Genomic DNA, 11,226 nt, shown 5'->3' on the forward strand with positions numbered 1-11,226 from the left:
ACCCGCTACGACAAGACCCGCGAGTCCTACCAGGCCGCCGTCACCATCGCCTCAATCCTGCTCTGGACCTGATCTTTGAAGACGATCCCTAGGGCCGGGCCGCCGCCTCCGCCTCCTGGCGCTTGCGGGCCCGGTAGGCGGCCACGTTGGCGCGGGTCGCGCAGCGGTCCGAGCAGTAGCGCCGGGAGCGGTTGGTCGAGGTGTCCAGGTAGGCGTTGCGGCAGGGCGCGGCCTGGCAGATGCCGAGCCGGTCGGCGCCGAGCTCGGTCAGGTGGACGGCCAGGCCCATGCAGGCGACCGCGGTGTAGTGCGCGGTGGCGGTGGGGGAGTTGTCGGCCAGGTGCAGGTGCCAGCGCGGCCGCCCGGCGTCGTCCAGGTAGTCGTGCCCGGAGACCAGCGGGCTGACGGGGTACTCCATCAGCAGGCTGTTCAGCAGGTCGACGCCGCGGACCTCGTCCCCGTCGGCGGCGGCCTCGAAGACCCCGCGCAGCCGGGTCCGGACGGCCCGCAGCCGGGGCAGGTCGGACTCGTCGGCCAGGGCGGCGGCCCGCGAGGAGTCGGAGAACAGGCCGCGCACCGCCTCCACGGAGGTCAGTGAGTCGGTGCCGCGCTCGGGCTCCTCGGTGTTCACCAGCCGGACGGCGAGGTCGGCGTAGGCGGCGAGCTCCACAGGGGTCCTTCCAGATTCGGTAACGGGCTGACTGCCTCCAGCCTATTACCCGGAGGGGGAAAGCGTCGGCGCCCGGCAGGACGGGCCTGCCGGGCGCCGGTGGCGCGGGCTCAGAGCACCTTGGAGAGGAAGGCCCTGGTGCGCTCGTGCTGCGGGTCGGTGAGCACCTCGCGGGGGTTGCCGGACTCGACCACCACGCCGCCGTCCATGAACACCAGCGCGTCGCCGACCTCGCGGGCGAAGCCCATCTCGTGGGTGACGACCACCATGGTCATGCCCTCCTCGGCGAGGCCGCGCATGACGTCCAGGACGTCGCCGACCAGCTCGGGGTCGAGCGCGGAGGTCGGCTCGTCGAAGAGCATCAGCTTCGGCTTCATGGCCAGGGCCCGGGCGATCGCCACCCGCTGCTGCTGGCCGCCGGAGAGCTGCGAGGGGTAGTTCCCGGCCTTGTCGGCCAGGCCGACCCGCTCCAGCAGGGCCATCCCGCGCTCGCGGGCCTCGGCCTTCGCCTCGCCCTTGACCTGGACCGGCGCCTCCATGACGTTCTCGATCGCGGTCATGTGCGGGAACAGGTTGAAGCGCTGGAAGACCATGCCGATGTCGCGCCGCTTGAGGGCGACCTCGCGGTCCTTGAGCTCGTGCAGCCGGTCGCCCCGCTGCTGGTAGCCGACCAGCTCGCCGTCCACCCAGAGGCGGCCGCCGTTGATCTTCTCCAGGTGGTTGATGCACCGCAGGAAGGTCGACTTGCCGGAGCCGGACGGGCCGATCAGGCAGAACACCTCGCCCTGGCGGACCTCCAGGTCGATGCCCTTGAGCACCTCGACCGGGCCGTAGGACTTGTGCACGTTCTCGGCGCGCACCATCGGCTCGGCGGACGCGCCGCCGGGGGTCTTGGTCAGACCGGTCATACGTGACCACCTCCCTCGAACCCCGGGACGACGTCGGAGGTCGTCCTCGGGGCGGGCTTGCCGGCGAACAGGCCCCGCAGCCGCTGGAGCGGGGTGGGCGGGAGGGTGCGGTTGGAGCCGCGGGCGTAGTGGCGTTCGATGTAGTACTGGCCGATGGTCAGCACCGAGGTGAAGAACAGGTACCAGAGGCTGACCACGATCAGCAGCGGGATGTTCTGGTAGTTCCGGGAGTAGATGACCTGGCCGGCCCGGAAGATCTCCTCCAGGGAGATCACGGAGACCAGCGAGGTGGTCTTGAGCATCGAGATGGTCTCGTTGCCGGTCGGCGGGATGATCACCCGCATGGCCTGCGGCAGGACGATCCGGCGCATGGTCTGGAACCGGCTCATGCCGAGCGCGTGCGCGGCCTCGGTCTGGCCCTCGTCCACCGACTGGATGCCGCCGCGGACGATCTCCGCCATGTAGGCGGCCTCGTTGAGGCCCAGGCCCAGCAGTGCGGCGACGAAGGTCGGGATCAGCACGTTGGTCTGCCCGGACCAGAACTCGGGCCCCCAGGGGACGCCGATCGACAGCTTGGCCCAGATCAGGCCGAGGAAGTTCCAGAACACCAGCTGCACCAGCACCGGGGTGCCGCGGAAGACCCAGATGTAGACCCAGGCCACGCCGGCCAGCAGCGGGTTCGGGGAGAGCCGCATCACCGCCAGCACGATGCCGCCGACCACACCCATGAGCATGGCGAGCACGGTCAGCTCCAGCGTCACGAGCAGGCCGTGCATGATGCTGTCGTGGAACAGGTACTGACCGACGATGTCCCACTTGAAAGCGGGGTTGGTGAAGAGGGCGCTCACCAGCATCGCCGCGAGTACGGCGATGACGACGGCGCCCGCCCAACGTCCGGGGTGGCGGACGGGAACGGCCCTGATGGTCTCGGGCCGCCCCTTCTCCGCCGTCCCCTTGTCCAAAGAGTTCACGGTGTGGCCTCGGGGGAGAAGATGGAGCGGACGAGGGTCAGCTGACGGCGCCGTTGACGACCGACGTGGAGAGCGCGCCGGCCTCGACGCCCCACTTGCCGAGGATCTGCTTGTAGGTGCCGTCGTCGATCAGCGACTGCACGGCGCCCTGGACGGCCGGGGTGAGCTTGGAGCCCTTGGCCAGCGCGACGCCGTAGGGCGCGGTGCCGTAGGTCTCGCCGACCTTCTCCAGCTGGCCGCCGGACTGCTTGACGGCGTAGTCCACGACCTGGGAGTCGGCCATCAGCGCCTGGTCGCGGCCGGAGACGACGGCGTTGGTGACGTCCGTCTGGAGGTCGAACTTGTCGCCGCCGTTCTGGATGCCGGGCTTGCCGGCCTTGGCGCAGTCCGGGTCGCGGGTGTCCTTGATCTCGTCGGCCTGGGTGGTGCCGGTCTGGACGGCGACCTTCTTGCCGCAGAGGTCCTTCGGGTCGATCTTCTCCGGGTTGCCCTTCTTCACCGCGACGGCGCTGCCGGAGTTGAAGTAGGTGACCATGTCGACGATCTGCTCACGCTCCTTGTTGTCCGTGAAGGACGACATGCCGAGCTGGAACTTGTTCGCCTGGATGCCGGGAATGATCGCGGTGAAGCCGGAGTCCTGGACCTCGGCCTTCAGCCCGAGCTTGGCGGCGATGGCGTTGGCGAGGTCGACGTCCATGCCGATGATCTTGCCGCTGTCGTCCTTGAACTCGTCCGGCGCGTACGAGGCGTCCGCGCCGACCACGAGCTTGCCGGCGGCCTTGACGTCGTCCGGGACGAGCGCGGCCAGCTTGGGGTCGGCCTTGACCTCGTTGACGGTCGCGGAGGCGTTGGGGGCGCCGCCGTCGCTCTTGCTGCTGCTGCAGCCGGTCAGCACGAGGGAGACCGAGGCGGCGACCACGCCGGCCGCGAGGAGCCGGCTGCGCTGGGTACGGGTGGTCATGAGGGGGATCTCCATCCTGGGGGAGAGAGGTCGGGCGGAGCGCGCCGCGGGAGCGGCGCACCGGAACGGCGAGCCGTGCGGCTCGGTACGGGTGCGTGTCGCCGTACGTCGTCGTACGTGCAGGCCGGGTCGTGCAGTTGCCCGGGCGCGGGGGAGCCGCCCGGGGGTGTACGCGGTACTGCTTCCGCCACCCTCCGCCGAGGTGGACGTTGACCGGACGGCCTCGACCGGTGGCCGACTCGATCCGAGATGGGGGGAATCCTGCCATCTGATGACAGTCAGGTGGCCCTCATCCAGATCAAAATCGGATAACGAGGGGTCGCGGTGTCCGCTATTCGGACTTATTCCGGCGCCCTGTCACCCTGTGCATAGGTATGCAGACCGGTCCGTGCCGCCCCGGCAGGTCCGCCGCCGGCCGGCCCGGTGCGGGGCGCCCCGGTGTCGCGCGGGTGTACGCGGAACGGCGGACGGGCGATCCGGCCGTCCCGGCCTGCCGGGCCCGGCGGCGGGTGTGTCAGAATTCGGTACCGGGTGACCCCCGGACGCTCGAACCAGACCGACGAGTCCCGACAGGCTCGCGGTGCTCGGGAACGGAAGTCCTCACGCGGGCTCCGTATCCGGGGCGCCGACTCCCCTTCGGCTCTGCGTTCACTCCTGCGGGTGCGCGTGCGCTCATGCCGTTGCCGCCGCCGGGTGCCAGGCGCTTCCGACGCCGGGCCCCCGTGACGCGACAGCACGGCGATGAACCGTACGTGACGAGGACGAAAAGGCACAGGTGCGGTGCCTTTGTCCGACCTACGCTCGGTCCGGAAGCACGACACGGACAACACAGACCCCATAACACCCTCATCCGAGGGCGCCGCCCGACGGCAGCGCCCCGACCCAGGCTCCGGGTCCGCTTCGGCGTACCCGGTTTCCGGTTTCCGGCCGGGTCGTCCCGTCCGTCGGCCGCGTCCTCGCCAGATCAATGACGAAGAGGTCATCGTGGCAGCGGAGATCATTCACAGCAGCCCCCAGGACACCGACGATCCGGTCGACGCGGTCTTCGCGCTGCACCGCGGCGGCAAGATGGAGATCAGGGCGACCGTCCCGGTGCGCGACGCGGACGACCTGTCCCTCGCCTACACCCCCGGTGTCGCCCGGGTCTGCACGGCCATCGCCGAGCAGCCGGAGCTGGTCGACGACTACACCTGGAAGTCCAACACCGTCGCGGTGGTCACCGACGGCACCGCGGTGCTGGGCCTCGGCGACATCGGCCCGCGGGCCTCGCTGCCGGTGATGGAGGGCAAGGCCATCCTGTTCAAGCAGTTCGGCGGCGTGGACGCGGTGCCGATCGCGCTCGACTGCACCGGCGTCGACGAGATCGTCGAGACCGTGGTCCGGCTGGCGCCCTCCTTCGGCGGCGTCAACCTGGAGGACATCTCCGCCCCGCGCTGCTTCGAGATCGAGCGCCGGCTCCAGGAGGCCCTGGACATCCCGGTGTTCCACGACGACCAGCACGGCACCGCGATCGTCACCACCGCGGCCCTGTGGAACGCCGCCAAGGTGACGGGCCGTGAGATCGGCTCGCTGCGGGCCGTCATCTCCGGCGCCGGCGCGGCCGGCATCGCCATCGCCAAGATGCTGGTCGCGGCCGGCATCGGCGACGTGGCCGTCTGCGACCGCAAGGGCGTGGTGCACGAGGGCCGCGACGACCTCACCGACGTCAAGGCCGAGATCGCCGCGGGCACCAACCGCACCGGCCTCACGGGCACCCTGGCCGACGCGCTGGCCGGCGCCGACGTGTTCATCGGCGTCTCCGGCGGCACCGTGCCGGAGGAGGTCGTGGCGACCATGGCCGAGGGCGCGTTCGTCTTCGCGATGGCCAACCCCACCCCGGAGATCCACCCCGAGGTCGCGCACCGGTACGCCGCCGTGGTCGCCACCGGCCGCAGCGACTTCCCGAACCAGATCAACAACGTGCTGGCCTTCCCGGGCATCTTCGCGGGCGCCCTCCAGGTCCGCGCCTCCCGGATCACCGAGGGGATGAAGCTGGCCGCCGCCAAGGCGCTGGCCGGCGTCGTGGCGGACGAGCTGACGCCGCAGAAGGTCATCCCCTCGCCGTTCGACGAGCGGGTCGCGCCGGCGGTCACCAGGGCCGTCGCCGAGGCCGCCCGGGCGGAGGGCGTGGCGCGGATCTGACGATCCGACCGGACACCACCGAACGGCCCGGGGCCGGGACACGCGTCACACCTCCGCGTGGTTCCCGGCCCCGGCCGTCCCGGCTATCGTCCGGTGACATGTTCGCTGCCTATGCCGCACGTATCGACGCCGCCGACCCGCTGAGCGGGCTGGAGCTGGGCGACCTCCCCGAGCCGCAGGCCCGCCCCGGGTGGAGCGTGGTGACGGTCCGGGCCGCCAGCCTCAACCACCACGACCTGTGGTCGCTGCGCGGGGTCGGCCTGCCCGCCGGGAGACTGCCGATGATCCTCGGCTGCGACGCCGCCGGCGTCGACGAGCACGGCAACGAGGTGGTCCTGCACTCGGTGATCGGCCAGAGCGGCCACGGGGTCGGCCCGGACGAGCCGCGCTCCATCCTGACCGAGCGCTACCAGGGCACCTTCGCCGAGCGGGTCGCCGTGCCCACCTGGAACCTGCTGCCCAAGCCCGCCGGGCTGAGCTTCGAACAGGCCGCCTGCCTGCCCACCGCCTGGCTGACGGCCTACCGGATGCTGTTCACCAACGCCGGGGTCAAGCCCGGCGACACCGTCCTGGTGCAGGGCGCGGGCGGCGGGGTGGCGACGGCGCTGGTCGTCCTCGGCAAGGCGGCCGGCCTGCGGGTCTGGGTCACCGGACGGGACGAGGCCAAGCGCGCCCGGGCGGTGGAGCTCGGTGCCGACGCGGCCTTCGAGAGCGGCGCCCGGCTGCCCGAGCGGGTGGACGCGGTGATGGAGACGGTCGGCGCCGCGACCTGGTCGCACTCGGTGAAGTCGCTGCGCCCGGGCGGCACCATCGTCATCTCCGGTGCCACCTCCGGCCCCGACCCGCGCTCCGTCGAGCTGAACCGGATCTTCTTCCTGGAGCTCAGGGTGGTCGGCTCGACCATGGGCACCAAGGAGGAGCTGGCCGGGCTGCTCGCCTTCTGCGCCAACACCGGCGTCCGGCCGGTGATCGACTCGGTGCTGCCGCTGGCCGAAGCCCGCGAGGGCTTCGCCCGGCTGGCGAAGGGCGACGTCTTCGGGAAGATCGTCCTCACGCCCTGACGCCACGGACGCGCGCGGCGGCCCGGTGCCTCCCGTCCGGGGGCACCGGGCCGTCGGCAAACAGCGCCTCCGGGCGCCGGCTCAGCCGAGCAGCCGCTTCAGCCGCTCGCCCGCGGTACCGAGCACCTTCCGGGCCTCGGCCAGCTGCTCCGGGGCCACCCCGCCGTCCCGGGCCGCGTCGCGGACCTGGTCGCGGAAGCGGTCGAGCAGCCGCTCCAGCTCGCGGGCCGGGTCCCCGGCCGGATCGGTGCGGGTCCACGGCGGCAGGTCGGCCGGGGCGCCGGGCTCGTCCTCGTCCAGGTCGATCCTGGTCACGGTGGCCCGCTCGGCGGCCGGTCCGGTGGGCGGGGCCTCCGGACCGTGGCCCCAGCGGGCCGCGTCGGCCAGCCCGGCCAGGCCCTTGGTCAGCTCGGACAGGCCCTCGGCCAGCCCGGTCGGCCAGTCGCCCTTCGCGGCGTGCTCGCGCACCTGCTGCTCGACCCGGCGCTTGATCCGCAGCGCCTCCTGCTGCGCCGCGGTGCGCGAGGCCTTGGCCTGCTCGCGCAGCCGGCGGGCCTCCTCCTCGGCGGCCTTCGCCTTGGCCTTGGCGGCCTTCTCCTGCTCCCGGCCGCGCTTGGCCTGCTCCTTGGCCTGCCGCTTGAACTGGGCGAACTCCTCCTTGGCGCGCTGCCAGGACTCGTTGTCGCCCCAGGGGCCGGCCCACGGGTCGCCGGTGTCGGCGCGCTCGGGCCGGGGCGCCTGCCGGGCGGCGTTCCAGAGCTCCTCGCGCAGGTCCTTGGCGCTGTCCCGGACGTCCTCGCGGATCGCCCCGGCGAGCTGCGCCACGGAGTCCCGGATCTCGACTTCGAGCTCGTCCAACTCGGCCTGGCGCGCTTCGAGTTCGGTGCGCCCGGCGTCCGTCAGCCGGTAGACCTTGCGGCCGCCCTCGGTGCTGTGGGCGACCAGGCCCTCCTGCTCCAGCTTGGCCAGCCGGGGGTAGACCGTCCCGGCCGAGGGGGCGTACAAACCCTGGAACCGCTCCTCCAGCAGCCGGATCACCTCGTAGCCGTGCCGCGGGGCCTCGTCCAGCAGCTTGAGCAGGTAGAGGCGCAGGCGGCCGTGGCCGAACACCGGGGTCATCTCAGGCCTCCTTGGTGAGGTTCGGGGTGCCCGGGCCGGCCGGCAGCTCCTTGACCACCACCGGGCCCTCCTCCTCCGAGTCGGGGCGGCGCAGCACCGTGACCGCGCCGGAGACGGTGGTGACGTGCAGGCTGCCGCGGCCCTCGCCGAGCCGGCCGGAGATCTTCTTGGCGCCCCAGGTGCTGGTCATCTGGAGCTCCTCGAAGGTGCTGGAGACGTCGCCGCTGGTGGACCCGGCGTCCACGGTGGCGTCGGCCAGCGAGGGGATCCGGACCACGACCGCGCCGCTGACGGTGTTGACCTTGACGTCGGTCTCGCCGGCCACGTCGAGGTCCAGGGTGACGGCGCCCGTGACGGTGTTGGCCTGGATCCGGTCGGCGGTGCCCGCGATCACGGTGAGCTGCCCGGAGACGGTGTTGACCTTGAGCCGGCCGCCGACCGCCTGGGCGTCCACGTCGCCGGTGACGGTGCCGGCCTCGATCCGGCCGGTCACCCCGGCGAGGGTGGTGTCGCCGTTGGCGCTCTGGACCGAGACGTGCCCGTCGACGCCGCTGACGGTGGCGTCGGCCGACACGGTGCCGACCCTGACCTCGACCTGGGCCGGGACGGTGACCGTCACCCCGGCGACCCGCTTGCGCTTGAAGGAGCCGAAGAGGTCCTTCACCGCGCCGACCGACTTGAGCCGGTCGCCGAACTCGCCCCAGCTGTTGATGTCCTTGTAGGTGACCGTCAGGACCCCGTCCACGAGGGTCACGTGGAGGGGCTCGCCGACCAGCTCGGTGACCTCCAGGCGGGCCGGACCCTCGGCCGCCACCACGTTCACCGTGCCCTCGATGGTCCGCACGTGCAGCGCGCGCACCGGCTCGTCGAAGGTGATCCTCTCGGTGCCCTCGACCGTCCACTGGCTCATGTCTGCCGCCTCCCGGTTCCGGTTCGCGATGTATCGCGTTCTCTTCTAAAGACGATATATCGCGTGCTGGCAGAGTCAAGCGCACGAGCCCGGGAACCGACCCCGACCCGCCCCGGAGCCCACCCCTACGGGCCGCCCGCCGGGCCCCCGGACCCGGCCGCCGCCCGCCGCCCGCCGCCCCCGGACACGCGCGAGGCCCGGGAGGCGGTTGCCTCCCGGGCCTCGCGACGGCCGTCACCGGGTCACTCGTCGTCCTCGTCGTCGAGCCGCGCCAGCCAGGTGGCCAGCCGCTCGACCGGGACCTCGAAGTCCGGGTTGAGGTCGACGAACGTGCGCAGCTGCTCGGCCAGCCACCCCAGGGTGACCTCCTCCTCGCCGCGCCGGTTCTCCAGTTCCTCGATGCCTCGGTCGGTGAAGTACACGGTTCGCTCCGGTCGGGTGGGGATTGACCTGGTCAGGATAGTCCGGTCAACTGGCCCGCCAGGTGCTGACGGTGACCTTGGCGGCCCCGGAGGTCGGGTCCGCCTGCTCGATCACCAGGACGGCGATGTTGCGGGTGACCCGGTCGCGGACGCAGAGCAGGCGCCCGGGCGCGACCCGGTTGTACGACAGGTCGGTGTCCGGCCGGGAGTCGATCGCGGCGGCGCACTGCTCGGCGGTGACGGACGGCTCGGTGATCACCGCGAAGTCCGACTTGCTGTCGCCGTAGCTGGTGAAGGCGTTGGCCTTGCTGCCGCTGCTGTTGTTGGTGACCCCGAAGCCCCACTTGAGGTCGGTGGAGCGGGGCACCACGGTGCCCGCGTCCAGGTCGATCCGGTAGGCGTCGGAGGAGTACTCGGCGCTGGGGATGGCCAGCGACTTCTTGTCCAGCATCGGCGCGTAGCCGGTCGGCCGGGCGGGGGCCGAGACGGTGCTGCGGGCGGACGCGGAGGGGGCCGCCGTCACCGGCCCGGTGGAGGGGGAGGGGGCGGGCCGGGCCGGGTCGGGGCCCTGGGTCACGGTGACCGCGGGAGCGGGCTCGGCCGCCGGGGCCTTGTCCCCGTCCAGCTTCTTCACCAGCGCCACGCCGCCCGCGGTGCCGCCGACCGCCATCACCAGGGCGACGGTGAGCAGCACCTTCCAGGAGACCCCGCCCCTGCGCCGGGGGCCGGGCTCCGCCGCGGGCGCAGGGTCGGCGGTCAGGGCCGGGGCGGGCCGCGGGGTGTCGTAGGACGGCGGTTCCGGCTGGAGCCGGGTGGTCGGCGGGGTGGGCAGCACCGGCGCGGTCGGCGACTCGGTGGGCGGCTGCGGAGCGCCGTACGCGCCGACCGGCGGCGGGGCGAAGCCGGGCGGGGGCGTGGCCGGCTGCCGCGGCGGCTGCACCGCGGTGGCCGGGTGGGTCGGCGCGGCGGCCGGGGGCGGCGGAGCGGCCGGCATCGCGGGCGGCTGGGCCGGCGGTGCGGCGGGCGCGGCCGGCAGCGGGGCGGGGGGCGTCTTGGGCAGGTCCGAGCGGCGGGTGATCTCGGTGTTGACCTCGCGCGGCAGCCAGTCGTCGCCGAACCGCAGCTGGCCGCCGACCTCCGGGTGGTTGCGGGCCACCCGGATGATCTCGGCGGGCGTGGGGCGGTCCTCCGGGCTCTTCGCCAGGCAGCGCTGGACCAGCTCGCGCAGGTCCGCCGGGACGGCGCCGAGGTCGGCCTCCTCGTGCACCACCCGGTAGAGCACCGCGGTGTCCGGGCCGTCGCCGAACGGCGCGGTGCCGCCGGCCACGTACGCGGCCAGGGCGCCGAGCGCGAAGACGTCGGTGGCCGGGGTGACGGGGCGGCCCTGGGCCTGCTCGGGGGACATGAAGGCGGGGGAGCCGATGCGGTAGCCGGTGCCGGTCAGGGCGGTGGCGTCGGCGGCCCGGGCGATGCCGAAGTCGATCACCCGCGGGCCGTCCCCGGCGACCAGCACGTTGGCGGGCTTGAGGTCGCGGTGGACCACCTCGACGCTGTGGATCGCCTGGAGGGCCTCGGCGATGCCGCCCATCAGCAGCAGCACGGTGCGCACCGGCAGCGCGCCGTTCTCGCGCACCACCTGCTGGAGGGACGGGCCCGGGACGTACGCGGTGACCAGCCACGGGGCGTCGCCGTCCAGGCCGCCGGAGTCGATCACCTGCGCGGTGTAGAGCCCGTGGATGCGCTGGGCGCTGCTGACCTCCTGGGCGAAGCGGCGGCGGAACTCGCCGTCCTCGGCGAACTCCGGGCGCACCACCTTGAGCGCGACCGGGCGCCCGCCCGGGGTGTAGGAGAGGTAGACCCGGCCCATCCCGCCGGCGCCCAGCCGGGCGTACAGCCGGTACCCGCCGACCTCCCGGGGGTCGTCCGGGAGGAGCGGCTGGAAGACCGGCGGGAGGGTGCCGGCGTCCCGAGGCGTGGCGGCGGTCATGTGGTGGTTCCCCCTGGGAGTGCGGTGAGGCGGTAC

The 11,226-nt window shown here is 72.9% G+C and carries 10 protein-coding genes; 2 read left to right on the top strand and 8 right to left on the bottom strand.

What is annotated here, in order from left to right; translation table 11 throughout:
* Window positions 1–88 precede the first annotated feature (88 nt).
* The 4 genes from ACH5AR_RS21175 to ACH5AR_RS21190 form a co-directional block, all read right to left on the bottom strand.
* Entirely contained in the window at window positions 89–670 is a 582-nt protein-coding gene (locus ACH5AR_RS21175) for a CGNR zinc finger domain-containing protein (RefSeq protein ID WP_396302993.1), read from the bottom strand.
* Between the two features lie 110 nt (window positions 671–780).
* Entirely contained in the window at window positions 781–1,578 is a 798-nt protein-coding gene (locus tag ACH5AR_RS21180) for an amino acid ABC transporter ATP-binding protein (RefSeq protein ID WP_396302994.1), read from the bottom strand.
* A complete protein-coding gene (locus tag ACH5AR_RS21185; protein WP_396302995.1) occupies window positions 1,575–2,549 on the bottom strand; it encodes an amino acid ABC transporter permease in 975 nt (324 codons plus the stop codon). Before ACH5AR_RS21185 ends, ACH5AR_RS21180 begins: the two co-directional genes overlap by 4 nt.
* 37 nt (window positions 2,550–2,586) lie before the next feature.
* Entirely contained in the window at window positions 2,587–3,510 is a 924-nt protein-coding gene (locus tag ACH5AR_RS21190) for an ABC transporter substrate-binding protein (protein WP_396302996.1), read from the bottom strand.
* A 984-nt stretch (window positions 3,511–4,494) separates the two neighbouring features.
* On the opposite strand from ACH5AR_RS21190, the gene ACH5AR_RS21195 reads away from it, so the two are divergent.
* Window positions 4,495–5,691 carry an NADP-dependent malic enzyme gene (locus ACH5AR_RS21195; RefSeq protein ID WP_396302997.1) on the top strand — a complete coding sequence of 399 codons (1,197 nt, stop codon included), beginning with the start codon at window positions 4,495–4,497 and terminating at the stop codon, window positions 5,689–5,691.
* A 98-nt stretch (window positions 5,692–5,789) separates the two neighbouring features.
* Window positions 5,790–6,752, top strand: a complete 963-nt coding sequence (locus tag ACH5AR_RS21200; RefSeq protein WP_396302998.1) for a zinc-binding dehydrogenase — start codon at window positions 5,790–5,792, stop codon at window positions 6,750–6,752.
* A gap of 81 nt (window positions 6,753–6,833) precedes the next feature.
* On the opposite strand, the gene ACH5AR_RS21205 is transcribed toward ACH5AR_RS21200, so the two are convergent.
* From ACH5AR_RS21205 to ACH5AR_RS21220, 4 genes are all read right to left on the bottom strand, one after another.
* The gene (locus ACH5AR_RS21205; RefSeq protein ID WP_396302999.1) at window positions 6,834–7,871 is read right to left on the bottom strand and encodes a helix-turn-helix transcriptional regulator; all 1,038 of its coding nucleotides are present in this window, start codon (window positions 7,869–7,871) and stop codon (window positions 6,834–6,836) included.
* 1 nt (window position 7,872) lies between these two features.
* Window positions 7,873–8,781, bottom strand: coding sequence for a DUF4097 family beta strand repeat-containing protein (locus tag ACH5AR_RS21210; RefSeq protein WP_396303000.1), 909 nt, complete (start codon window positions 8,779–8,781; stop codon window positions 7,873–7,875).
* 242 nt (window positions 8,782–9,023) lie between these two features.
* Entirely contained in the window at window positions 9,024–9,203 is a 180-nt protein-coding gene (locus ACH5AR_RS21215) for a DUF6104 family protein (RefSeq protein WP_049649445.1), read from the bottom strand.
* A 46-nt stretch (window positions 9,204–9,249) separates the two neighbouring features.
* Entirely contained in the window at window positions 9,250–11,190 is a 1,941-nt protein-coding gene (locus ACH5AR_RS21220; RefSeq protein ID WP_396303001.1) for a protein kinase, read from the bottom strand.
* Window positions 11,191–11,226: the final 36 nt, after the last annotated feature.

The sequence above is a fragment of the Kitasatospora sp. NPDC018619 genome (assembly GCF_044391605.1).
In the GTDB taxonomy this organism is placed as follows: Bacteria; Actinomycetota; Actinomycetes; order Streptomycetales; family Streptomycetaceae; genus Kitasatospora.

Coding starts and splice junctions, on each gene's coding strand:
- ACH5AR_RS21200 (WP_396302998.1), top strand. CDS start 5,790: ATGTTCGCTGCCTATGCCGCACGTATCGACGCCGCCGACCCGCTGAGC.
- ACH5AR_RS21205 (WP_396302999.1), bottom strand. CDS start 7,871: ATGACCCCGGTGTTCGGCCACGGCCGCCTGCGCCTCTACCTGCTCAAG.
- ACH5AR_RS21180 (WP_396302994.1), bottom strand. CDS start 1,578: ATGACCGGTCTGACCAAGACCCCCGGCGGCGCGTCCGCCGAGCCGATG.
- ACH5AR_RS21210 (WP_396303000.1), bottom strand. CDS start 8,781: ATGAGCCAGTGGACGGTCGAGGGCACCGAGAGGATCACCTTCGACGAG.
- ACH5AR_RS21190 (WP_396302996.1), bottom strand. CDS start 3,510: ATGACCACCCGTACCCAGCGCAGCCGGCTCCTCGCGGCCGGCGTGGTC.
- ACH5AR_RS21220 (WP_396303001.1), bottom strand. CDS start 11,190: ATGACCGCCGCCACGCCTCGGGACGCCGGCACCCTCCCGCCGGTCTTC.